Origin of the sequence: Sphingobacterium deserti (assembly GCF_000757725.1) — a bacterium.
Classification (GTDB): domain Bacteria; phylum Bacteroidota; class Bacteroidia; order Sphingobacteriales; family Sphingobacteriaceae; genus Sphingobacterium; species Sphingobacterium deserti.
Genome location: NZ_JJMU01000022.1, coordinates 32,517 through 56,884, shown reverse-complemented (window position 1 = coordinate 56,884; position 24,368 = coordinate 32,517). Strand labels below are relative to the sequence as shown.

Annotated in this window: 22 protein-coding genes; 20 read left to right on the top strand and 2 right to left on the bottom strand. The window is 43.8% G+C overall.

The window, feature by feature from the left end:
- Positions 1 to 2: 2 nt before the first annotated feature.
- The 19 genes from DarG to flxY all read left to right on the top strand — a co-directional run bounded on the left by DarG (position 3) and on the right by flxY (position 18,768).
- Complete coding sequence (gene DarG, locus DI53_RS06630) at positions 3 to 407, top strand: flexirubin biosynthesis protein DarG (RefSeq protein ID WP_037496962.1); 405 nt, start codon at positions 3 to 5, stop codon at positions 405 to 407.
- Positions 407 to 1,402, top strand: coding sequence for a BtrH-related acyltransferase DarH (darH, locus tag DI53_RS06625; protein WP_037496960.1), 996 nt, complete (start codon positions 407 to 409; stop codon positions 1,400 to 1,402). The genes DarG and darH overlap by 1 nt, the downstream gene beginning before the upstream one ends.
- A complete protein-coding gene (locus DI53_RS06620; RefSeq protein WP_037496957.1) occupies positions 1,399 to 2,151 on the top strand; it encodes an ABC transporter ATP-binding protein in 753 nt (250 codons plus the stop codon). The genes darH and DI53_RS06620 overlap by 4 nt, the downstream gene beginning before the upstream one ends.
- Positions 2,144 to 3,424, top strand: coding sequence for an ABC transporter permease (locus tag DI53_RS06615; protein WP_037496954.1), 1,281 nt, complete (start codon positions 2,144 to 2,146; stop codon positions 3,422 to 3,424). The genes DI53_RS06620 and DI53_RS06615 overlap by 8 nt, the downstream gene beginning before the upstream one ends.
- The gene (locus DI53_RS06610) at positions 3,399 to 3,845 is read left to right on the top strand and encodes an acyl-CoA thioesterase (protein WP_037496951.1); all 447 of its coding nucleotides are present in this window, start codon (positions 3,399 to 3,401) and stop codon (positions 3,843 to 3,845) included. The genes DI53_RS06615 and DI53_RS06610 overlap by 26 nt, the downstream gene beginning before the upstream one ends.
- Complete coding sequence (locus DI53_RS06605) at positions 3,842 to 4,945, top strand: beta-ketoacyl synthase N-terminal-like domain-containing protein (protein WP_037496948.1); 1,104 nt, start codon at positions 3,842 to 3,844, stop codon at positions 4,943 to 4,945. The genes DI53_RS06610 and DI53_RS06605 overlap by 4 nt, the downstream gene beginning before the upstream one ends.
- The gene (locus DI53_RS06600) at positions 4,939 to 5,538 is read left to right on the top strand and encodes a beta-ketoacyl-[acyl-carrier-protein] synthase family protein (RefSeq protein ID WP_037496946.1); all 600 of its coding nucleotides are present in this window, start codon (positions 4,939 to 4,941) and stop codon (positions 5,536 to 5,538) included. The genes DI53_RS06605 and DI53_RS06600 overlap by 7 nt, the downstream gene beginning before the upstream one ends.
- Before the next feature lie 53 nt (positions 5,539 to 5,591).
- Positions 5,592 to 5,849 (top strand): phosphopantetheine-binding protein, encoded by a 258-nt coding sequence (locus tag DI53_RS06595; RefSeq protein ID WP_037496944.1) that lies wholly within the window; start codon positions 5,592 to 5,594, stop codon positions 5,847 to 5,849.
- The gene (locus DI53_RS06590; protein WP_037496941.1) at positions 5,849 to 7,048 is read left to right on the top strand and encodes a beta-ketoacyl-[acyl-carrier-protein] synthase family protein; all 1,200 of its coding nucleotides are present in this window, start codon (positions 5,849 to 5,851) and stop codon (positions 7,046 to 7,048) included. The genes DI53_RS06595 and DI53_RS06590 overlap by 1 nt, the downstream gene beginning before the upstream one ends.
- Positions 7,045 to 8,106 (top strand): beta-ketoacyl synthase N-terminal-like domain-containing protein, encoded by a 1,062-nt coding sequence (locus DI53_RS06585; protein ID WP_037496938.1) that lies wholly within the window; start codon positions 7,045 to 7,047, stop codon positions 8,104 to 8,106. The genes DI53_RS06590 and DI53_RS06585 overlap by 4 nt, the downstream gene beginning before the upstream one ends.
- A complete protein-coding gene (locus DI53_RS06580; protein WP_037496936.1) occupies positions 8,100 to 8,873 on the top strand; it encodes a polysaccharide deacetylase family protein in 774 nt (257 codons plus the stop codon). The genes DI53_RS06585 and DI53_RS06580 overlap by 7 nt, the downstream gene beginning before the upstream one ends.
- Positions 8,863 to 9,489 carry a flexirubin biosynthesis/transport protein LolA2 gene (gene lolA2 / locus DI53_RS06575; RefSeq protein WP_037496933.1) on the top strand — a complete coding sequence of 209 codons (627 nt, stop codon included), beginning with the start codon at positions 8,863 to 8,865 and terminating at the stop codon, positions 9,487 to 9,489. The genes DI53_RS06580 and lolA2 overlap by 11 nt, the downstream gene beginning before the upstream one ends.
- On the top strand, positions 9,467 to 10,090 hold the full coding sequence (gene lolB2, locus DI53_RS06570) for a flexirubin biosynthesis protein LolB2 (protein WP_037496930.1): 624 nt from the start codon (positions 9,467 to 9,469) through the stop codon (positions 10,088 to 10,090). The genes lolA2 and lolB2 overlap by 23 nt, the downstream gene beginning before the upstream one ends.
- A gap of 10 nt (positions 10,091 to 10,100) precedes the next feature.
- Positions 10,101 to 10,481, top strand: coding sequence for an ApeI family dehydratase (locus DI53_RS06565; RefSeq protein WP_037496927.1), 381 nt, complete (start codon positions 10,101 to 10,103; stop codon positions 10,479 to 10,481).
- A 2-nt stretch (positions 10,482 to 10,483) separates the two neighbouring features.
- The gene (locus DI53_RS06560) at positions 10,484 to 10,969 is read left to right on the top strand and encodes a hypothetical protein (protein ID WP_037496924.1); all 486 of its coding nucleotides are present in this window, start codon (positions 10,484 to 10,486) and stop codon (positions 10,967 to 10,969) included.
- 8 nt (positions 10,970 to 10,977) lie between these two features.
- Positions 10,978 to 12,159 (top strand): DUF2062 domain-containing protein, encoded by a 1,182-nt coding sequence (locus DI53_RS06555; protein ID WP_037496922.1) that lies wholly within the window; start codon positions 10,978 to 10,980, stop codon positions 12,157 to 12,159.
- Positions 12,159 to 15,827, top strand: coding sequence for a 1-acyl-sn-glycerol-3-phosphate acyltransferase (locus DI53_RS06550; protein WP_037496920.1), 3,669 nt, complete (start codon positions 12,159 to 12,161; stop codon positions 15,825 to 15,827). The genes DI53_RS06555 and DI53_RS06550 overlap by 1 nt, the downstream gene beginning before the upstream one ends.
- The gene (locus DI53_RS06545) at positions 15,796 to 17,340 is read left to right on the top strand and encodes a phytoene desaturase family protein (RefSeq protein WP_037496918.1); all 1,545 of its coding nucleotides are present in this window, start codon (positions 15,796 to 15,798) and stop codon (positions 17,338 to 17,340) included. Before DI53_RS06550 ends, DI53_RS06545 begins: the two co-directional genes overlap by 32 nt.
- Positions 17,341 to 17,460: 120 nt before the next feature.
- On the top strand, positions 17,461 to 18,768 hold the full coding sequence (gene flxY, locus DI53_RS06540; protein ID WP_241462386.1) for a flexirubin biosynthesis putative acyl-CoA ligase FlxY: 1,308 nt from the start codon (positions 17,461 to 17,463) through the stop codon (positions 18,766 to 18,768).
- Between the two features lie 14 nt (positions 18,769 to 18,782).
- Here the strand turns inward: flxY and DI53_RS06535 are convergent, their stop codons facing one another.
- Positions 18,783 to 21,659: a DEAD/DEAH box helicase gene (locus tag DI53_RS06535; RefSeq protein WP_037496916.1), complete on the bottom strand. Its 2,877-nt coding sequence runs from the start codon at positions 21,657 to 21,659 to the stop codon at positions 18,783 to 18,785.
- Between the two features lie 94 nt (positions 21,660 to 21,753).
- On the bottom strand, positions 21,754 to 22,539 hold the full coding sequence (dapF, locus tag DI53_RS06530) for a diaminopimelate epimerase (protein ID WP_037496914.1): 786 nt from the start codon (positions 22,537 to 22,539) through the stop codon (positions 21,754 to 21,756).
- Positions 22,540 to 22,755: 216 nt separating this feature from the next.
- Here dapF and DI53_RS06525 point away from each other — a divergent pair, with 216 nt between their 5' ends.
- Positions 22,756 to 24,306: a Do family serine endopeptidase gene (locus tag DI53_RS06525; protein WP_037496912.1), complete on the top strand. Its 1,551-nt coding sequence runs from the start codon at positions 22,756 to 22,758 to the stop codon at positions 24,304 to 24,306.
- Positions 24,307 to 24,368 lie beyond the last annotated feature (62 nt).

Sequence of the window (24,368 nt, the reverse complement as noted above, 5' to 3'; positions counted from 1 at the left end):
CGATGAAAAAATCAGAAGTACCTCAAGACAATGGGCGGGTGTTTGAAAAAGGATCGAGGGAGCTCTATTATGCGCTTGATGAAGATGGGCAATATACCACGCAGTTGAGCACGGGCTGGGATGCAAAAACTGTTGTTCAAGATCAAACAATGCTCGTGCTGCAGGAACGTATTGACAAAGCTCAGCAAGATGTGCGCGACGGTTTGGTAAGCCCTATCGTATATTTTATGGAGCTGCGACGTATGGACTGGCAGTTGTTGTCCGATTATACCGGGTTTTGGAAATGGCGCGTGAGACGCCATGCTAAGCCGTCCGTATTCCACAAATTGAATGATCGAATGCTTGCTAAATATGCGGACACATTCGATATTAGTATAGAAGAATTAAGAAATTATAAAGGCGATTAATGCAACTGAATTTTGAACACCAAATAACGGCGCATTGTGAAAACGGCGTTGCATCCAATCTACTTAAAAATAAAGGGCTTCCTATTAGTGAACCCATGGTTTTCGGTATCGGATCTGGACTTTTCTACGTGTATCTACCCTTTCTAAAGGTCAATCACGCTCCAGGTTTAAGCTATCGCCCTGCTCCGGGCTGGATTTTCAACCGCTTGGCAAAAAGATTAGGACTTAAGATCAAAAGGCTCAAATTCTCTGACAAAAAAAAGGCGCAGCAAGCGCTGGATGAGAACCTGGCCAATAATATCCCCAGTGGCTTGCAGGTAGGGGTTTACCATCTCCCGTATTTCCCGGAAGACTACCGTTTTCATTTTAATGCCCATAATCTTGTGGTCTATGGGAAGGAAAATGGAAACTACCTGATTAGCGACCCGACAATGGAAGAGGTGCACACGCTTACGGAAGCGGAATTGGAGAAAGTCCGTTTTGCTAAAGGAGTACTCGCACCAAAGGGTCATATGTATTACCCGATATATATTCCAGCGGAGATAGACTGGGAAAAGGCTATAACAAAAGCCATAAAAAAGACCTGCAGCGACATGTTAGCGCCGGTACCGATCATCGGCGTTCGCGGTATGCGCATGGTGGCTCGTGCCATCAGAAACTGGCCGAAAAAAGTAGGGGTAAAAAAGGCGAACTACTATTTGGCACAAATGGTACGTATGCAGGAAGAAATCGGAACAGGTGGTGGCGGCTTTCGCTATATATATTCAGCATTTTTGCAGGAAGCTGGCCAAAAGATAAACAAGCCTGCTTTGACGGTGCTTTCGCAGGAAATGACAAATATTGGTGATTTGTGGCGGGACTTTGCTGTAGCCGCTTCTCGCGTGTATAAAAACAGAAGCAATCAGGACGATGTATACAACAAGCTTTCCAATGATTTGCTGCATTTGGCAGATTTAGAGGAAGCGTTTTTCAAAAAATTGAGAAAGGCAGTTTGAGCGAGGCCGTTATACATATCGACAAACTTTCTAAAAAGTACCGCGGTGCCGACAGTTTCGCCTTGGAAAGCTTAAGCTTAGATATCTTTCGCGGCGAAGTTTTTGGGCTATTGGGACCCAATGGTGCCGGAAAAACAACCCTTATCTCTATTCTTTGTGGTTTGATCAGCCCGAGTTATGGTTCATTTACGATCCAGGGATTCTCCTATGGGAAATCTGCGACACAGCTTAAAGCATCAATAGGCATAGTACCGCAGGACTTTGCATTGTATCCATCGTTAACAGCGAAGGAAAATTTAATGTATTTCGGTGCTATGTATGGCCTTAAGGGAAGGCATTTGTCGACAGATGTTGATCATGCCCTTGAAAGCTTGGGACTTACCGCGCATAGCAATAAAAGAGTAGAGACTTTTTCTGGAGGGATGAAAAGAAGGGTCAACCTACTCGCAGCCGTACTGCACAAGCCTGCCGTGCTTTTTTTGGACGAACCAACCGTTGGTGTAGATGTTCATTCAAAAAAAGCTATTATGGACTACCTCCAAAGGCTGAATGAAAATGGAACAACTATAGTTTACACATCCCATCATTTGATGGAAGCGCAGGAATTCTGTACCCGTGTGGGGATCATCGAATCCGGGCAATTGTGGCGTATCGGTACGCCAGATAGCTTGATCTCATCTATTCCCGGGGCGAAGAGTTTGGAAGATGTGTTTATCGATCTTACGGGAAAGGGCTTTCGCGATGTCTAAGTTCCTTATGTCTATCCGCAAAGAAATGCTTTTGTTAGCGCGCGATGCCGGTGGTATTGTGATTCTTTTCGTTATGCCCATGATCCTTCTTTTGGCGGTTACTATGGTACAGAGCGGCTCCTTCGATTCGCTTTTAGGCAGTCGTATGGAAGTGCTGTTGGTTGATAATGACGGCGGGGATATCGCTAAACGCATCCAAGAAGACTTTAGTGAAGATGAAAATTTATCTTTGGTAACCATACTGGATGGAAAACCCATCGAAGAGTCGGTTGCAAAACAGCTCGTACATGAGGGGGTTTATCAGCTAGCAATTGTTTTGCCGCAGAATTTAAGCAAAGACCTGCATGTACACGTCAAGCAAAACGTCGATAAAATCTTAGCGGAGTTTGATTTCAGCGCTGATAGTACTGTAGCAAAGCCTAGGGCGGTAGTAGCAAAAGAAATCAAGCTATACTTTGATCCGGCAACGCAGGCTTCCTTTAAAACGGCGGTTAAGATGTCCATCGACAAGATGGTGTCTAACATTGAGTCACAGTCGATCTATAGTACCTTTCAGAATGAGCTGGGCGAGAGTGATCATACGCATTTTCAGGAACAGCAATTCATCTCGTTCAAGGAAGTTACCGATGCTGAAGATGATGTTAAAACCATTCCCACTGCTGCTCAACATAACGTACCAGCTTGGGCTCTTTTTGCTATTTTTTTTATTGTTGTCCCCCTTTCCATCAATATTGTGAAGGAAAAATCTCAGGGAACGATGGTACGTCTCAGAACGAGCCCAACGTCCTATGCACTTTTTCTATGTGGGAAGACGGTTAGCTATGTTTTAATAAGCCTGATACAGTTTTATCTGATGCTACTTGTCGGCATTTACGTTTTTCCATATATCGGGCTGCATCCCTTCCTGGTAGAGGGTCAATTTTTCTTACTAAGTCTTATTGCGCTCTTTAGCGGTTTAGCTGCTGTGGGTTTAGGTATATTAATTGGTACAATAGCAAGCACGCAAGAGCAATCTGCTCCGTTTGGAGCCACGCTTACCGTAGTTTTGGCTGCTTTTGGTGGTGTTTGGGTGCCTGTATTTTTAATGCCTTCAATTATGCAGAAGCTCGCCGTGTTATCGCCAATGAATTGGGGTTTGGGTGCCTTTTACGATGTCCTACTCCGGCAAGGTGGTTTAACATCAATCTTTCCTGCCATAATTTTACTATTTTCGTTTTTCGTACTGACCCTACTTATTGCCGTAACCTATGATAAAAAGAAGAAAACCATATAATGTAAAAACTGCGTTGACGGAAAGCGTTACCATTCCCGTGCGCTTTAGTGAGGTAGACTCCTTAGGTATAGTTTGGCATGGGCATTACATTTTATATTTTGAACAAGGTCGCGAGGCATTCGGAAAGAAATACGGGATAGACTATCTGACCGTTCAGCGGATGGGCTACACGACCCCCATCGTAAAATCTACCTGCGAGCATAAATTACCACTTCGCTATGGAGAGCAAGCGCGTATTGTAACTTCTTTCTTCGATACCCCAGCGGCTAAGTTGATTTTTTCCTATCAAATTTTTAATGAGCAGAATGACTTGGTTTGTCAAGGGGAAACCGTACAAGTATTTTTGGATCACGATAATAACTTGGTTTTAAATACGCCGGACTTTATTGGCGACTGGAAAAGAAAGGTGGGTTTGCTTTGAGTTTTGGAAGCGCCGTATATATCCATGATTTCAATTGCTTCACCGCATTGGGGGAGGATGCTGAGGCGAACTGGGCATCGATTTTGGCAGGCAATGGCGGAATCAAAGCCCATAATATTGGGTTTCTAAGCGAAGTGTACGCGTCGAAGATCGATTTTTCTACGATTGCAGTGGACGAGGCAAGTGAAGAAACCCGGTTGGAGTATATATTGTCGCAGGTTATGGCTCCCATTTTAAACAATCACAAACCCTCGCGACGGACGGCATTGGTATTGTCATCCACAAAAGGGAATATCAGCTATTTAGAAAGTGGCAAAAAAAAGGAGGCTGAACTTTATCGATTGGCAAAGAAGCTGTCGGTAAAAGCCGGCATAGTGACGGAACCGATCTTGGTTTCACACGCTTGCGTTTCAGGCGTCCTAGCTATTTCTGTGGCGAAAAGGCTGATCCAAATGGATCAATATGACGAAGCTATTGTTTTGGCCGGTGACGAATTGAGCGCATTTGTGCTGTCGGGATTTCAAGCGTTTCAAGCAGTAAGCCCATTTCCTTGTAAGCCTTTTGATGCAGATCGCGCTGGCGTTTCATTGGGGGAAGCAGGGGCATGTTTATTCCTATCGCGTGATTCAAGTATGTTTAAAATCCTCGGCGAAGGGGCAATCAATGATGCGAACCATATTTCTGGTCCATCCCGTACAGGTGAAGGCTTGTTTAGAAGTGTTCAGGCCGCACTGGAAGAAGCGAATGTAGAGGCTGATGCAATAGAATTTATTGCGGCACATGGTACAGCAACAGCCTATAATGACGAAATGGAAAGCATCGCTTTTAATCGTTTAGGACTATCAACGGTTCCTCTAAACAGCTTAAAAGGATATTTTGGTCACACCCTTGGTGCTTCTGGCCTACTGGAAACAGTGATCACGCTAAAAAGTATGCAGGAAGGGGTATTAATTCCTACGTTAGGCTTTGAAAAATTAGGGACGTCCCAACCGCTCAACGTTGTCGAACGGATAACGAAAAAAACGGTTAGACGTGTGTTGAAAACAGCTTCTGGTTTTGGCGGGAGTAACGCCGCAATACTGATCGAAAAGACATGGTAGAAGAAACTTACATAGAAAAAGTGTGTATCGTGCGCGCGAATAGCATTGTCGTAGATACAGTGCCGCGTTTTTCTTCCGATGACTCACTGTTTGCGGAATTTTCCAAACAGGCTTTCCGACAGATAAACCCGGAATATCCAAAGTTTTTTAAAATGGACTCCCTCAGTAAACTTGCTGTACTAGCGGCGGAATATCTGCTAGAGGGGCAGCCTATAGATGATTTGGCTTTGGTTTTGGCAAATCGATCTGGAAGCTTGGATACCGATGTACGCCATCAGGAATCTATCCAAAATGAACAAGAATACTATCCGAGCCCTGCAACATTCGTGTATACATTAGCGAATATATGTGCCGGCGAGATAAGCATACGGCATGGATTGCAAACGGAAAATGCTTTCTTTATTGCCGAAGACTACCCCATTAATACCGCGCGATCATACACCGAGTACCTGCTAAAATCAGGGAAGGCAAAGCGTGTGCTATGTGGCTGGGTCGAATTTTTTGAAGAAAAGTATGATGCTGTTTTGTATATTGTTTCCCCTAAAGGGACAAATAAACACAGCGCAGAAAATATTAAAAAGCTGTTTGAATAGGCCGATTTAAATCGGTTATTCCACAGCCGAATGACATTATTTATAGATTAGAAATGGCAGAGTTAAAAGAAGAATTAAAAGGGAAGATCATTGAAGTGTTGAATCTTGAAGATATCGCTGTTGCTGATATTGCCGATAGCGACCCATTATTCGGCGAAGGCTTGGGTTTAGATTCTATTGACGCATTGGAGTTGATCGTGTTGATGGATAAAGAATACGGCATCAAGTTATCTGATCCGAAGCAGGGTAAATCAATCTTTCAATCGATTGATACCATGGCGGCCTACATCGCAGAAAATCGTACCAAGTAATGGCGGTAGCGGGCGTTGCCATCACTGGAATAGGGATAATTTCGTCGATAGGAAAAACTATCGAAGAGAGCCAACATGCACTATTATCTGGTACACATGGCATATCTCGTATTAAAAATGTAGAGACCAAGCAGAAAGAACGTATTTGGGTAGGGGAAATTAAATATTCCAATACGGAGCTTGCCGATCTTTTGCATCTACCGGCAGGCCATAATTACACGCGAACGGCGATGCTCGGTTGCTATGCCGCAAAAGCAGCAGTAGACGCTTTGGGAGGTTGCGATATGGGCGCTTACAAGACTGGTCTCATCTCCTCCACAAGTGTAGGAGGAATGGATTATACAGAACGTTACTTCTACGATTACTTGGAAAATCCGGCCTTGTACCCCTACATCACGACGCATGATGCTGGCGACTCTTCCCACAAAATTGCAGACTATTTGGGAATTCAAGGTTTGGTGACGACAATAAGTACAGCCTGCTCATCGGCCGCTAATGCCATCATGATGGGGGCACGCTTGATAAAAAGCGGTCGGTTGGATCGGGTAGTTGTTGGTGGAACTGATGCATTGAGCAAATTTACAATCAATGGTTTTAAGACCTTGATGATCTTGACCGATGAGCTATGCCAGCCTTTCGACCAAAATCGTAAGGGCCTAAACTTAGGAGAGGCTGCCGCTTATCTTGTGTTGGAATCAGAAGATGTTGTGCAGAGAGAGCATCGTAAGCCATTGGCTTACCTGACTGGTTATGGCAATGCAAACGATGCATTTCATCAGACGGCATCCTCGGAAGATGGGGAAGGGGCGTTTTTAGCTATGCGAAAAGCGCTTACCGTTGCGGATTTGGCTCCCTCGGACATCGATTACGTGAATGCGCATGGCACAGCAACGCCCAACAATGACCTTTCGGAAGGACGAGCCTTACAACGTATTTTCTCAGCCAATATGCCGCTCTTCAGCTCGACGAAGGCTTTTACCGGGCATACATTGGCCGCCGCCGCTGCTATCGAGGCTGTTTTCTGTGTATTAGCACTACAGAAGCAAATCATTTTTCCAAACCTTAATTTCAAGACACAGATGGAAGAGCTTGATTTTTCTCCGCAAACAGAAGTGTGCCAAGCGAGCTTGACGAATGTATTATCCAACTCATTCGGTTTTGGCGGTAATTGTTCATCCTTAATCTTTTCAAAGGCGTGAAAAAAAGTAGATACATCAACGGAATAGGAGCGGTGACAGCGCAAGGAATATGGCGAACAGATTTTTTTACCGAATCGCAGCCCTTACAGCAAGCTGTTAATGCCGCACAGCAGCCATCCTATAGAGAGCTGATTAGTCCAGCTATGGCGCGACGCATGTCAAGAGGAATCAAAATGGGGATATATGCTGCGCAGCAAGCACTTGATGAAGCGCAAATCGATATCCCTGACGCGATTATCACAGGTACGGGGTTAGGATGTTCCGAAGACTCGGAAAAGTTTCTGCGAAACATACTGGATAACGATGAAGAGTTTTTGACGCCTACTGCTTTCATTCAGTCCACGCATAATACGGTAGCGGCTCAAATTGCTTTACGTTTAGGGTGCAAAGGTTATAATTTTACTTATGTCAACCGTTCGGTATCTTTTGAATCTGCATTGTTAGACGCTTCCATGCAGCTGCAAGATGCGGAAGCCACTGATATTTTAGTAGGTGGGGTGGACGAGGTCTCAGATCATACCTTTCGTCTTTTGCAGCTTGTGGGACATATTAAGCCATCGGATGTGCATGAAACGATTCATGATAGCAACAGTCCAGGAGCAAATTACGCGGAGTCCGCCACATTTTTCACGCTGTCACAACAGAAAACGGCATATTCTTATTGCGAAGTTCAGGATATCAATCTTCAAAATAAATTATCGCAAGGAGATCTTGCTGCGTTCACAAAGGAGTTTTTAGAACGGAATGGCTTGCATGCTGGTGATATAGATGCGCTTGTACTGGGCTATAATGGTGATAAGGAATTTGATGGATGGTATGATATTTTTGAATGCATTTTCCCGTCAATCCCCTCCATTTACTACAAACACCTTATCGGGCAGTGTGACACCAGCTCCGCTTTTGCAGTAGCAACAGCCGCCAAACTGATAAGGGAGCAGATTATACCAGCAATTATTCAACGAAATCAAGTGACGTTAGACAGGCCCCTTCGAAACGTGTTGCTTTACAATCAGTTTCGAGGTGAAGACCACTCCTTGGTACTTCTACGATCATGCTAAGGCATAGGGTTCTATTTCCCTTTTTCGTCATTTCTAATGGAGTTGCTTTTATTTATGGAATAGCGTCGGGAATATGGTGGGTGTTCATTACCACGATTTCATTGGCACTTGCTGTCACGGCATGGGGCGCTTTCGACATCCGTTTAGGTTACTTCATCGCAACGAAATTCCGAAAAAAAAATCCACCGAAAAAGGTAGTTGCATTAACATTCGACGATGGTCCATCGCTTTACACGAGCGAAATCCTCCATCTTTTAGCCCTTTACAAAGCAAAAGCTACTTTTTTTTGTATAGGCCAGCAGATCAAGCAACATCCCGATATTTTTAAACAGATTCTGAATGAGGGACATAGTATTGGAAACCATACCTACAGCCATCCGCAGCGTTTTGGCTTTTTAAACGCAGAGCAGATAATCGATGATATAAAAAAATGTGATGCCATTATGGCGAAGTTAGTGGGCCATACGCCCGCCTTATTCCGCCCACCATTTGGCGTCACTAATCCTTCGGTCGCAAAAGCAGTCGAATTACTGAATAAGCAGGTTATCGGCTGGAGCAATCGTTCTTTGGACACCGTTATTGCTGATGGGGAAAAAATCTATGAACGAGTGAAGTCGAAGGTTCGCTCTGGCGATATTATTTTATTGCACGATACGTCGCAGCGCACTGTTTACGCATTATCGAAGCTCATGATGTATTTGAAAGCTGAAGGTTATGCCTGTGTTTCTGTGGATGATTTGTTAAATTTGCAACTGTATGAAGACTAGCGTATTTTATTTTTTTCTATTTATCGCTCCATTTTTTCTGAGTGCACAGACACGACAGATGACCGCGTCGGAGGTAAACACTTTTCAGCAAAAGCTTAAGAAGACGGCCGAGGTGAAAAGTTTGTCTGCTGATTTCATTCAGTATAAGCATATGAGCTTTATGAAGAAGCCTGTGGAATCTGCAGGGAAGGTATACGTGAAGCAACCAAATAAACTAAGTTGGGCTTATGTCAGCCCGTTTCAGTACAAAATGGTGTTTAAAGACGGGAAAATTTTTATCAATGATCAAGGGGATAAGAAAACACTCGACCTTGGCAATAGCAAGCAATTTGAAAAAATCAGTAAGTTAATCTCTTCCAGTATGAAGGGGAGTGGCTACGATGAAAAAGAGTTTGTCGTAACGTATTTCAAGAAAGGTAATGCAGACATGGTCAAACTACGTCCGAAAATGAATGACGCGAAAAAATACGTAAAAGAAATCGAGCTTTTATTCTCCACAAAGGATGAGCAGGTAGAAGAGGTAAAACTGATAGAACCTTCGAATGACTATACGCGCTTTGTTTTAAAAAATCGAAAAATAAATACAACAATTGATGATGCGGTTTTTAATTTATAGTGTAGCCCTTCTTGTTTTGTCAAGCTCCTGTGCGACATTTAAATTTCCAAATGCCGTAGGTATGCGTGAATCGACGCAACAAGAGTTAAACAACTTCTACTTAGACACTACACAAACCTATGTGTACCGATTCAAGATGCAGGCGTTTAAGCAAGCGCAAAACGGAAATTTATTAATAGAAGCAGTATCGCCAGAAACGCACCGAATTGCTTTGGTAAGCGATTTCGGTCAGACACTTTTTGATATGAGCATCTATCCTGAGCGGTATGATGTGCATTATGTGATGCCTGACATGAATAAGAAGTTGCTTTTGAATGAGGTGGCTGATATCTTTCGAACGTTGACAACTCGCCGCTACGCAGAGTCAGCACTTTTGTTTATGGACAAGCAGCATTTTCCGGTGTATGTGGTAGGCGATAGCTATTATACCCTACAGGAGAGACACGTGGCGCAGATCTTGCAAACGAAAAATGGCAAAGAACGATTTAAGGTAGCCTTTTTAAACGTGGAGCAACGTATTGCAAAAAGTATCCACGTTACGCATAGCAAATATCCTATCACACTGGATTTTGAATTAGACAGGAAACAAAGTAATTTATAAAACGCAAAGCATGAGTTTACTACAAGGATTCTATGAAATTGAGCAATTTGTCGAGCAAGAAGCGGGTAAGCATGTGGCATCAGTGCGTCTAAATCCGCATCATGCTATTTTTCAAGGTCATTTTCCCGGAAATCCAGTAACGCCGGGAGTATGTATGATGCATATTATAAAAGAGCTCAGTGAACATATTGTAAACCGGCCGCTATTTTTAAGCAAATCTTCCAACGTTAAATTTATGGCGCTCATTAATCCGGAACACAATCCGCTGTTGCGCTTGGAGCTAGATCTTAGCGAAGGAGATGATGGTACATTAAAGGTAAAAAACGTGACCACCTTTGGCGATACTGTGGCATTGAAATTGACAAATGTCTACAGAAATAAGGAAGCATAGCCATGAAAACGATATTGATAGCTTTTCTAATGATGGTATCGAGTGGGGCGGTAGACTTAACTGCTGTAAGGAAGAACTTTGAAGAAGCGAAGGGATCCAAAGCAGCAACAGACAACCTATACAATTCGCTGCACAGCTATCGCGAAACAGATCCGTTGCTTATTGGGTACAAGGGCGCTTCGCTTACGCTGAAGGCGCGGTATGAACAGGAACGTTCCGAAAAGCGCGCGATGGTAGCGCAGGGGATAAGGACATTGGAAGGGGCTATAAAATCAGCACCGAACAATATAGAGCTTCGTTTGATACGGCTAGCCGTACAAGAAAATTCTCCTAAAATTCTGAAGTATAAAATGAATATGCAGGAAGACAAACAATTGATATTAGCTCATTATGCCGCACAAACTGTGGAAGTAAAGTCTATAATCAAGCGTTATGCTAAGCAATCCACGTTTTTTACCGCAGAAGATGGTCAAAAATTAACGAAATAGCGTATCTGATGAGCGAGGGAGTGGTAATAGAATCCAAGAAAGAGCAAGCTGTTGTCATTATTGTACCTACCTATAATAATGAGAAAACGCTTACGCGCGTTTTGGATGGTATTCTTTCTTTCACAGATAATATTATTGTCGTCAATGATGGTTCTACAGATAACACCGCTAATATTCTTCTTCGGTACAAGCAGTTGGATGTCATTGCGTTTACGCAGAACAAGGGAAAAGGAGCCGCTTTACGGGCGGCTATCGCACGCGCGCGAAAAGAGGGGTACGATTACGCCATTAGTATAGATTCTGACGGGCAGCACTTTCCGGCAGATATTCCTGCGTTTCACGACGCACTACAACAGGCCACAGAACCTGTACTATTAATTGGTAGCCGAAATATGAATCACGACTCGGTTCCACGTAAAAGCAGCTTTGGCAATCGATTTTCAAATTTTTGGTTTTGGTTCGAGACAGGAATAAAACTTACAGATACGCAATCGGGATTTCGTGCATACCCACTGCATGCTATTTCCAAGAAGTTCTATACCAATAAATTTGAGTTTGAAATAGAGGTCATCGTGCGGGCGGCCTGGCGTGGTATTGAGGTGAAGAATATTCCTATCCAAGTGCTCTATGATCCTGCAGAACGTGTTTCACATTTTCGGCCTTTCAAGGATTTTACGCGTATTAGCATCTTGAACACCGTGCTGGTTTTTTTAACCTTTTTCTACATTCTTCCGCGTAACTTTTTTAGAAACTTCAAAAAAAAAAATCTAAAAGATTTTATTAAACAGAATATTTTGGGAAGTCAGGACTCCCCAGAGAAGAAGGCGCTTTCAATAGGCCTTGGTGTTTTTATGGGTATTGCTCCTGTATGGGGCTTCCAAACGGCACTCACCATCACATTGGCGGTATTTTTACGATTAAATAAAGTATTGGCGTTCGCTTTCTCCAATATCAGCTTTGCTCCATTTATTCCTGTCGTTATTTATGCTTCATTGCTTGTTGGCGGTTTACTTTACCCATCCGACACTACGTTGGATTTGGATCGCATCACATTGGACACCGTGAAATCCCACCTTTGGCAATACATCGTTGGCAGCATCTTATTGGCCGCGGGCATGTCCTTATTGATCGGCTTCTCCAGCTATTTTTTCATGCGTGTTAATCAGCAACGTACGATTTCAAGCCGATAATGGAGAAGGTATTTTACCATATTTATGCAGCCGTACAACGGCGTAAGGTTCTTTCCGGGATTTGTGCGCTTGTCTTTTTGATGGGCTGCAGCCTATTGGCTGCGCAGATTCGCTTTGAAGAAGATATCACGCAGATACTTCCAAAAAATGAAGATTCGGACGATCTTTCCAGAGCGTTGAAACAACTCAATTTTTCCGATAAAATTACGGTCATTTTCGAAAGGCTCCCTTTATCGCATACCAACAACCTTTCAGCGATGGCAGGCTTGTTCGTAGATTCCTTATCGAACGATAGCACGTTTGTGAAAGGTATCTCGGGAAAAGTCGGCCAAGATGAGATGGAAGAAAGCTACGATTTTTTATACCGAAATCTGCCGTTTTTCTTAGATACAGCAACGTATCTGACGATAGAAGGGCGTTTACAACCCGACTCCATAGCGCACCGGACGGCGGCAAACTATCGCGCCTTAATATCGCCTACAGGCTTCGTCACAGGGCGCTTTGTACAAAAAGATCCCTTGGGGGTAGGCTTTTTGGCGTTGGAAAAGCTAAGACGCCAAGGTATAGGCGAACATTTTATCCTTCTTGATGGCTACGTGGCCAGCAAAGACAGCAGTAAAATTTTGCTCTTTCTAGACCCTATTTTTCAAGGTGCCGACACGGAGCACAATACAAAGTTTGTGACCTTCCTCGAGTCACTTCGAGAAAGCCTAGAAAGGAAATTTGAGGGACAATCCATAGCTTACTATGGTTCCACCTTTGTCGCCGTGGCAAATGCCAAACAAATCAAACATGATATTACCACGACAGTACTCATATCTACGGCTGTTCTTATGGTCTTATTGGTGTTTTTCTACAGAAAGATATACATCCCTATCCTGGTATTTATACCAACAATTTTTTCCGTCGCCTTTGCATTGGCCTGCCTGTACTTATATAAACCTGTTATCTCTGCAATATCACTAAGTATCGCCGCCGTGCTGGTGGGAATTACGATCGATTATACCCTGCATGTGCTTACGCATTTCAAGAAATCTGCAGATGTCAAGGCGCTATACAAGGAGCTGACACGGCCATTGTTGATGAGCGGCGCCACCAATGCAGTAGCCTTTATCTGCCTGCTTTTTGTTCACTCGTCGGCACTTATTGATCTCGGCATATTCGCATCGATCTGCATTTTCTCATCTTCCCTATTTACATTGCTGTTAATTCCGCACCTCTACCGACCAAAGAAGGAACTGCGATATAATTCGCTGATCGATAAGATTGCCGCATTTTCGTTCGAACGGAACAAACCGCTTATCGTGACCTGTATCGTGCTATTACTCGTCAGCGTCTTTACAAGCAGCCGAGTGGGTTACAATAACAACTTAGCGGCATTGAATTACATGCCTGAAAATTTGCGGAAAGTCGAAGCAAAACTGGATTCCCTCATGAATACCTCGTCCAAGTCGCTTTATCTTGTGGCCGCTGGTGGTAGCTTTCAAGAAGTAGCCGCGAAGGCCGATCAACTTCATCTTTCTTTAGCAGCAGCGCAAAAGGCCGGGGAAGTATTAAATTATTCGGGTTTGACAGCCTTGCCGCTTTCTGAAGACTCCCAACGTAAGCATGTCCAAGTTTGGGAGTCTTTTTGGACAAAAGAGCGGATTTCCACCCTTCGATCACACCTTATTGCCTCCGGTCAGCAATATGGCTTCACACCAGATATGCACGACGAATTCTATGCACGCCTTAGCAACAAGCAGCCAAAGCTGACGTTTGATGGCTTGATGGGAACTAATTTTTTGGGGGCAAGCGAGTTTGTTGCTGCTCGGGATGGCTTTTACACGATATCTACTTTAGTAAAGGTAGAACCTGATAAGCGAGATGCATTCTTAAAAGAAGTCGAAAAAAACAATGATGTATTAGTTATCGACCGACAAAATCTAAATGAACGGTTCTTAGGGCAGTTACGAGACGACTTCAATCGGCTTATCGGCTACTCCTTCATTGCCGTACTACTTATCCTTTGGGTGTTTTTCCGCCGTGTAGAATTGGTGTTGCTGAGCGCCATCCCTATTGCGTTGACAGGTTTGATGACTGCGGGGCTAATGGGCCTTTTTGGTTTGGAGTTTAACATCTTTAGTGCCATTGTGTGCACGCTTGTTTTCGGACACGGTGTCGACTTTAGCATTTTTATGACGGCGGCGCTACAAAAGCAGTATAGCACCGGCGAAGATGAATTGCAAACCTACCGAACCTCTATATTACTGGCAGTACTGACGACGGTACTGGCTATCGGCGCGCTAATATTTGCGAAGCATCCCGCTCTATTATCTATAGCATCGGTATCCCTTATCGGCGTCTTCGCGGCAGTGGTCATCACCTTCGTCTTTTACCCGATCCTGTTCCGCTTCTTTATATCAAATAGAGCCAAGCAGGGCAAATCCCCCTTTACGATCACAACGCTACTTTTTTCGATCATTTTTTTCGTGTATTATGGTGTTGGCACAATAATTCTTTCGTTTTTATGTCGGACACTTTTAATGGTTCTGCCCATATCGCCGCAACGAAAAGACCAGACTTTTAGAAAAATAATGGCACTCTTTATGAAGTCCGTCTTGTATATGGATCCGCGCACAACCCATAAGATCTGGAATCCATACAACGAATCATTTAGCAAGCCAGCGGTAATTATAGCAAACCACAGCTCTTTTTTAGACACCTTGTCGTTGGGGATGCTTATCCCGAAAGGAATTTTTTTAGTAAATGATTGGGTTTGGAACTCACCGATTTTTGGCCGAGCTGTAAAAGCTTTAGGCTTCTATCCCGTAAGTCAAGGTTTGGAAAACGGGAAGGATGTTTTAAAAGATAAAGTAGCAGCAGGCTATTCACTCATTGTATTTCCTGAAGGCACACGGTCGTATACGAATGTGGTGAAGCGTTTTCATAAAGGAGCATTTTATCTTGCACAGGAATTTAATCTTGATATAGTTCCTGTTTATTTATTAGGAAATGGCGATGTATTGCCTAAAGGCGACATCATGATTTTTGGGGGCGCCCTCAATCCCGTGATTGGTGAACGTATTTCGCCAAACGATCCACGTTTCGGAAAAGGCTACGCGAGTCGCACCAAAAGTATAAATCGCTACTTCCGGAATCAATATCCAGAATGGCGTTACAAGATCGAAGATGCTAGTTATTTCAAAAAAAGGATACTACTCGCGTATTACTTTAAAGACGAGGATATTTTGGATGCTGTAAAGACAGATTTTGCGCAGTATGCGGCGTGCTACCATACGCTTCGCGCACTCGTTCCCAATCAAATTAAAATTGCCCACTACTCGGATACCTACGGACATTTTGACTACCTGCTATCGCTGCAACATGGTTTGCGAAAAATTCAGGGACTTATTCAAGACGAGGAGAAGCGTTCCGTCGCGGAGAGTATCTATTGGAGGCAGCAACGGCCGGTGAAGTTTTCAGCTGTGGAGGCGTGCGATGCACAGCTATTGGTGGTACATCCTGATGCAGATCTATCAAATTTTCCGATTGTTCTATTGGAAAAATTTCAAGAAATATATACTTTTAAGGAAGAAGCGTTGCTACAAAACGAGGGCTGGAAATCGGTAAGCCTAGATGCGACGCTGATACGCTATGAAAAACAATCCGGATCAAGAGAAGTATGATGTCGTCATCGTTGGTAGCGGCTTGGGTGGCTTGGTCACGGCGGTCACGTTAGCGAAAGAGGGTAAGCGAGTATGTGTACTGGAAAAAAACAACCAGTTTGGTGGAAACCTGCAGACTTTCGCTCGTAACAAAAAGCTATTTGATACAGGTGTACACTACATCGGCGGACTTGCTCCCGGACAAAATCTCTACCAGTATTTTTCTTATTTGGGCATTATGCCGCATTTGCAAATCAAGCAGATGCCTGTCGTTTTTGACCATGTTGTATTTGGCGACACGCCTATTCGCTATCCCATTGCTCAGGGCTACGCCGATTTTATAGATGCCCTTGCCGCTTACTTTCCGTCTGAGCGCGATACGCTTATTCAGTACGTTGAAGATTTGCAATATACCTGCCATGCCTTTCCATTATATTATGTAGAAGATGGAGAAGGGTATAAATCAGCGGTCATGCAGCAGAGCGTGAAAGCTTATATGGAGGAGTTGACAAAAAATGAGACACTGCGTGCGGTGTTGATTGGGAATAACTTTTTATACGCTGGAGATGACGATAAAACGCCTTTTTATGTGCATGCGCTTGCTGTAAACTCTTACTTGCTTAGTGCATATCGTTGCGAAGTCGGCGGAAGCCAAATCAGCAAACTGCTTGTTAAAGAATTGCGGAAACTCGGTGGAATGGCTTTCAAACGGGAGGAAGTTTTATCTGTGGAGTTGGACCAAGGAAAAATTACGAGCGTGACCACACAATGTGGGAACCGCATTAATGCAGATCTATTTGTGATGAACATCGATCCTAAGCGTGCGTTGCAGCTCATCGGAAGATCTCATTTCAGAAGCAGCTATTTTGACCGTATTCAGAACCTGCCAGTTACCACATCTTGCTTTAGTTTACATCTGGTCCTCAAACCGAAAGAACTGCCATATCAAGCACAAAACCTGTATTATCATGCGAGCATCGCTTCCGTGTGGAGAGCCACGCGCTACGAACAAATAGATTGGCCGAACATGTTTATGCTGTCCATGACGGCAGATCCGGCGGAGCCTGATTACGCCGATACGGTGACAATCCTTACCTATATGCATTTCGACGAGGTGAAAGCATGGGAGCATAGTTTCAATACCGTGGTGAGCCCTAGTTGGCGGGGCAGAAGCTATGATGAATTTAAGGAGAACAAAGCACAACAATTGTTGAATAAAGCCAAAGGCTTTGTGCCGGGCCTGAGCGAAAGTGTTGCCCAGCAGTACATCTCAACACCCTTATCTTATCGGGATTACATTGGTGTGCATAAGGGAAATTTATATGGCCATGAAAAGGACGTAAATGACCCGTTAAAGACCTTTATATCCCCTAAAACAAAAATAGAAAACCTCTATATGGCAGGCCATGCTGTGTATATGCATGGGATACTCGGCGTCACGGTGGGCGCTTTGGAAACCTGTTCAGCGATATTGGGAAAGTCATATCTATTGAAAAAAATCAAAGCAGTAACAAATGGCGAAATAGATATGTAATTATGCGCACGGAGATTTTTGGTATGATGTATATAAGAAGATTTTTATATCTTCACGCAGCATGTGTTTAGCGGGTTTTTGATAAAAATCCTGAGCTTCATGCCCAGGCTAGCAAAAAAAATGAAAATGGAAGAAATGGCGATGGAGAGGCAAACAGCTGTTGAGATAAAAGCTTATCAGGAAGAACTGTTGCGTAGGCAGCTACACTATCTGAACGAGAAATCGCCGTATTACCAGGCGCTTTTTGCTATGCACGGGATTGAGGTGTCGCGTATCCAGACACTCGAAGACCTCTCCCGTATCCCTACAACAAGCAAAGACGATATTCAGCAGCATAACGATCAATTCTTCTGTGTGGATGCTAGCGAGGTGATTGATTATTGCTCCACATCGGGAACTTTAGGGCGCCCCGTTTCCTTTGGGCTTACAGAACACGATTTGGAGCGTTTAGCCTACAACGAAAGTCGTTCCTTTCGAACAATAGGGATTCAAAAAGGAGACATTGTGCAGCTTATGACAACAATGGATAGAAGATTTATGGCCGGACTGGCTTATTTTTTAGGCCTACGTAAGCTGGGAGCAGGCATTTTGCGTGTGGGATCTGGTGTTCCACAGATGCAGTGGGATTCTATTTTGCAGTATAAGCCGCGTTTTCTGATTGCCGTTCCGTCTTTTCTGCTGAAGATGATTGAATACGCAGAACAGCACGGTATAGACTATCGTAATAGTAGTGTTGAGCGTGTGCTCTGCATCGGCGAGTCTCTTCGCGACCAGCATCTTCAAGACACCGTCTTGACGAAGCGTATTCAAGAAAAATGGCCAATACAACTACATTCCACTTATGCTTCTACAGAAATGGGGGCTGCATTTACCGAATGTGAATTTTTTCAGGGCGGACATGTGCACGAGGATCTAATCATTACCGAAGTGCTTGACGAGTTTGAAAATCCCGTCCCCGATGGCGAGAGCGGCGAGTTAGTGATCACCACGCTGGGTATTCAGGGAGTTCCATTGCTGCGGTTCAAGACCGGTGACGTGGTAAAGCGTTACAGCGAGCCTTGCGGCTGCGGACGGAATACCTACCGTATCGGCCCAGTCGAAGGGCGTAAACAGCATATGGTTAAGTATAAAGGCACCACGTTATATCCTCCGGCCATGCATGATCTTTTAGCAGGATTCCCGCAAATCGAGCAACATGTTATTGAGATACTAGGCAATGATATTGGCACGGACGAGATTGTTGTTTATATCAGCGCAAAAAATCAGTCCGAAGAACTGCTATCTGATATAAAAGACCACTTCCGCGCAAAGCTTCGCGTTACGCCGCGCATAGAGTGGCGTGGGGCGGAAGAATTACAAAAGATTATATTCAATCCGTTAAGCCGGAAGCCAATCACGTTTATTGACAAACGACAACTCGACGCTTAGATCAAAGCGCGGTCTTATCTCAGCAGTTCTTGTATATCCTCTGTAGAAAGCGATTTGACGAAGCTTTCTTCCGTTGTTATCAGTGCAGATGATATCGCTTTTTTTCTGTTTTGAAGCGCTAATATTTTTTCCTCCACGGTATCTTTACTGATAAATTTATAGATGAACACGTTCTTCGTTTGGCCGATACGGTGTGAGCGGTCTACAGCTTGCTGCTCTACCGCTGGATTCCACCAAGGGTCCAAGATAAAAACATAGTCGGCTTCGGTGAGGTTGAGGCCTACCCCACCCGCTTTGATAGAGATCAAAAAAAGATTGGTGCCCGGCTTCTCTTTGAACGTGGAAACGGCCTCGGCGCGATCCCGAGTGCTCCCGTCAAGATAAGCGTAAGGCATGCTTTTATCATCGAAATACGTTCTAAATAAATGCAGGTGCTTCACGAATTGAGAGAAGATCAACACTTTGTGCCCTTCTGCCGAAACAGAATTGATCATCTCGATCACGGTTTCAAATTTACCTGATGAAAGGGTTTCATTCTCGCCGATCATGTTAGGGTGGTTCGCAATTTGCCGTAATTTCGTTAACCCCTGTAGCAAGATAATTTGATTGCCCTTTCCATTTTGCTTCAACGCATTGTCGAGTATGGCGTTGCGGTATTCCGATTTCGTGCTTTCATACAGCTCCGCTTGTTCATCGAGCATCTCGCAGTAAATCGTTTGTTCCGTTTTTGGAGGCAGTTCTTTTGCTACCTGGTCTTTCGTACGACGTAAGACAAACGGCTTGATAATCGCTTGCAAACGAGTAGCTTTATCTTCATCCTTCTTTTTTTCTATCGGCGTCACAAATTCCTTCTGAAAATAGCTGTACGATCCCAACAAACCAGGGTTGGCGAAATGCATTTGCGACCAAATGTCGCCCACAGAATTTTCTATTGGCGTACCACTCAGTGCTAGCTTGTTGCGACTTTTTAAAGCTTTTATCGCTTTGAACGATTTAGATGTTGGGTTCTTGATATGCTGACTCTCGTCCAGAATGATGTAGTTGAAAAAAAACTTGCTAAATAGTTGCTCATCACTACGTGCGATACCATACGTGGTAATGATTAAATCAAAATGAGAGAAACCGAATGGATCGCGTAACCGATTGCTGCCGGCATGTATCAACAAGCGAAGGCCGGGCGCAAATCGCTCCGCTTCTTTTTGCCAATTGTAGATGAGGGATGTAGGGAGGATCAAAAGCGATACTTTTGTATGTTCAGTTTTTTGCAACATCTCCTTTTGTTGTTGAAGCAAGGCCAAAGTCTGGACAGTCTTTCCTAAGCCCATATCGTCCGCAAGGCATCCTCCAAATTTATAATGCTGTAGAAAATGAAACCAGTTGTATCCGGCTCGTTGGTAGGGGCGTAGTTCTCCTTTAAACGACTGTGGGAGCGGTGCTTCATCGATCTGATCAAAATTTAGTAACTGCTCCAACTTCCGATGGAACGAAATCTGCGTATGTTCGGAGATTTCGTACAGCAACCCGATATGGGTTTTGCTCAACTTTAAGCTGTCCTTTTTTGTGGTAAACTGAAAAAGGTGCTCATACTGCGAAAACCATTCTTCAGGGATAATAGCGATTTCGCCAGTAGGCAGTTTAAACTCCCGAATTTTATTGAGGATATGTTCTCGCAACTCAATAAAGGGTACCTCATGTATGCCGAAAAAGGCTACGGCGTGAATATCAAACCAATCATTGCCCTCTTCAATGCTAATCTCAAGTGTAGTCTTTCCAATGATGATACGTTTGTCGCCCTTTGCCTGCTTGATGAGAAAGCCTGCAGCGAGCAATTGTTCTTCATGGGTATTAAGCCATTCTAAAACACTGGTTTTTTCTTTTGGGAATATGTAGCTGCCGAATAAGGCATCCTTTTTTTGCAAGCCCATCTGCTCAATGTAGCTGATCTGCTTTTGCTCCCAAGCCAACGATCGCTTTATGCGATGGAAAATGTAATCATCCGTTTCCTCAAGATGCTCTAGCCTTACGGTGACCGGGTGTTCGGCGCCGGATGAAAATTCATAAGGGCCGTAGAAAAAAGAGAGTTGCACAAACGATTCTCCTGAAGCCACATAGAAGAGTTTCAAAAGCGGTGTTGCATTTTCCTTGTGGGTTTTTATCGTAAACCCCTCCGCGTAAACATTATGCTTTTCAATCAACCCTGTGACAAAGGTTTCAAAGTATTTTTTCTCCGTCGATCGCGGCACAGCAATGTAACGTTTGTTGAGAAATGGACTTAGTTTCTTTCCATCAATTTCTTGATCAAAATGATACAAAGTATTTTCTACAAGCAACCAAGCTTGTTTATTTACGATGACCTGCGCCCCTTTATACATGAAATCCAGACGGTTCTCCTCATGTTTCAAAGTCGGGAAGTAACGTGTTTCCTCTTCATTCCGGCGAAAGTGGAAAAGCACAGAGGTGGGTTGTGTTGCGATCTGTAATGGCTGATCTGCCGGGTATCCATCCTTACTCATTAAAAAAAGTGGTTTTCCCGAAAGTAGCTGCAATACAGCAAGCATCTTTTGCTCAATTTTAGGGCGAATAAAGGCAAAGATTTTTTGATCAAATATTTTTCCGAAAAAGTCCACGGGACGCATGGCCTTTTTATTGTAGCGCTTGATGATGTTCGTCTGTTCGATCTCATCAAGCATTTTAATCAGTTGATAATCCGTCTCATCCAATGCACTGGCAAAGTCCTTCGCGGTGTTGGTAAAGATACGCTTATAGCTCAACGAGTACGATCCATTAGGATTTAACTGGACAATGTGTGGTTCGATCAAAAACCCCAAGTAGGGATGTTCTCCTAAAGCGTATACTAATTTGAATGGTAATTTATTATCAACCTGTTGCATTAAATAAAATAGAGCCCCTAAAAAAAGGCTCTAATATACATAATTTGGCGAAAAATGCCTGCTACTTTTACTAAAGCAACGCATTTTTCCGATGTTACCGTACTATTTCTCCATTAAAAACAAAATCTGCCGGACCTTTCAAACGTACGTTGGTAAAATACGACCCTTCTTTTCTGAAACTGATGTACAGCTGCCCACCAAGCACACGAATAGGTATTTCCATATCGCCTTCCAATTGGTTGTGCACCGCGACAGCCATCGCAGCCGCGGTGGCCCCTGTGCCACAGGCTAGCGTTTCATCTTCCACGCCACGCTCGAATGTACGCACGAGGTAACCATTTTCCTCTGCTTCAATAAAGTTGACGTTGATGCCTTCTTTTCTGTAGTTGTCATTGTTTCGGATGGCGTAGCCTTTAGCATAAACGTCCATTTCACCCAGGTCATCGACGAATGAGACATAATGAGGAGAGCCTGTATTGAGAATATAGGCTTCGCCATCTTGCTTTACTTCTTGCACATCGATCATGCCTAGATCCACTTGACTCGCGGATATTTTGGCATCGTGGGTTCCGTCTACTGCCATAAAGGCAGTTTTGCTATCTATTATGCCAAGATCTCTGGCAAAAGCGACGATGCAGCGGCCACCGTTGCCACACATTGTCCCCTCACGACCATCCGCATTGAAGTACAACATTTCAAAATCAAAATTTTTTATATCTTGAAGAAGCATTAATCCGTCCGCTCCAATCCCAAATTTCCGATCGCACAGTTTTTTTACAAAATCTATATCTTTAGGCCCGAAAACATCCGATCTATTGTCGATTAGGATGAAATCATTGCCAGCTCCCTGGTATTTTGAGAAATACAGTTTTCCACTCATTTGCTTGAAATTTTGGATTAAAATTAATATTCTTGTTACAAAAGAAGTTTAGATTGTTAAATCATGTTAAAAGATTCATGTCAGCGTCTTAGTTAACATTTTTTAACTGCCAAAAGTTGACACGGCATTTCTAATGGTATTACATTTGACCTAACCTTTTAAGCAACGTAAAATTAAAGATTTTTTTTAATATAAAGATTTATAGCAAATAGTAACATGAAGAAGATAGGAGTAAGTTTATTGACTGCTTTCGTCGGTGGAGCGGTAGCAATTGGGGGGTATAAGATTTTTGAGAATAAGCAGATGGAGAAAATGACTTTCGAAGACCAACAGAAAGTCTATTTTGCGAACAATCCAGGAGCAGAGATTTTGTCATCGACGGGAAACCCTGATTTTACGCAGGCAGCCGCTGCGGTGTCTCCAGGGGTGGTTCACCTTAAGGTGACAATGTCCGCGCGCAACTCGCAGCGTGGTGGGGGCGGAGGTTCGCCATTTGATATGTTTGAAGAATTTTTTGGGATGCCGCAGCAGCGTCGTGCGCAGCCTCGCCAGGCTATGGCTTCCGGTTCAGGCGTATTGGTATCTCCGGATGGGTATATCGTTACCAACAACCACGTCGTGGAAGATGCTGATAAAATAGAAGTGCAGTTGACTGATCAGCGGACTTTGGAAGCGAAAGTTATAGGTCGTGATCCAGACTTCGATTTGGCGCTAGTGAAAGTTAACGCGAAAGATCTGCCCTTTGTTAAATTTGGCGATTCGGACAATGTCCGGATCGGGGAATGGGTTTTAGCGGTTGGTTATCCATTAAGCTTACAATCTACAGTCACCGCTGGTATTGTTAGCGCGAAAGGCCGTCAAATTGGAATCTTAGGCGAGCAGGGGCAAGGCCAGGGGTCACCTTATGGTTACGGGCAACCGCAAGAGCCTTTGGTGCGCACAGCGGTAGAATCGTTCATCCAGACAGATGCCGTGATCAATAAAGGGAATAGTGGTGGTGCATTGGTGAATGCACAAGGTGAACTTATCGGTATTAACGCCGCGATTGCATCTCCTACAGGTGTATATGCGGGCTACGGCTTTGCGATTCCGGTGAATTTAGTTAAAAAGATCGTTAACGATTTCAAAAAATTCGGAGCAGTACAGCGTGGCTATGTAGGCATTAACTTCCGCGAGATGGATGCTAGTATCCGTAAAGAATTCAATTTAGAAGATGTTAACGGCTTGTATGTTTTTGATACCGTAAAAGAAGGTGCAGCTGCGGCGGCAGGGATCAAAAAAGGCGATATCATTACTAAAGTTGATGGCGTAATGATCCGGTCTTCAGCAGATTTACAAGAACGCGTGGCAAGATTGAGTCCAGGCGACAAATTGAAGCTAACCTACAAACGCGATGGTAAAGAGAAGGATGTTAACCTAACGTTGAAAGCGCAAGAGGCGAAGAAGTCTGCCGAAGACGAAGCCAGCAGTAAAAGCGCAACGGAGATTTTCAACAAATTAGGAGCAAGCTTCACGCCGGCGTCTGATGCGCAGAAAAAGAAATTTGGTGCTAATTCGGGTGTGGTTATTACGCAGGTACACCGCGGTGGCATGTTCGAATATTTCGGCGTAGAGAAAGGATTGGTGGTGACACATGTTAATGGTAAACCGGTGAACAACGTTGACGATGTGGAGTCGGCATTAGCCAGTACAAAACGTAACATCGTGCGTATTACAGGCGTCTCCGAAAGCGGAACAGTAGAATTTAACTTTCCCATTGAATATTAATTGAAGATTTGGTTGATTAGATTAAGGGTAGATCGCGCGAGTGGTCTGCCCTTTTTATTTCC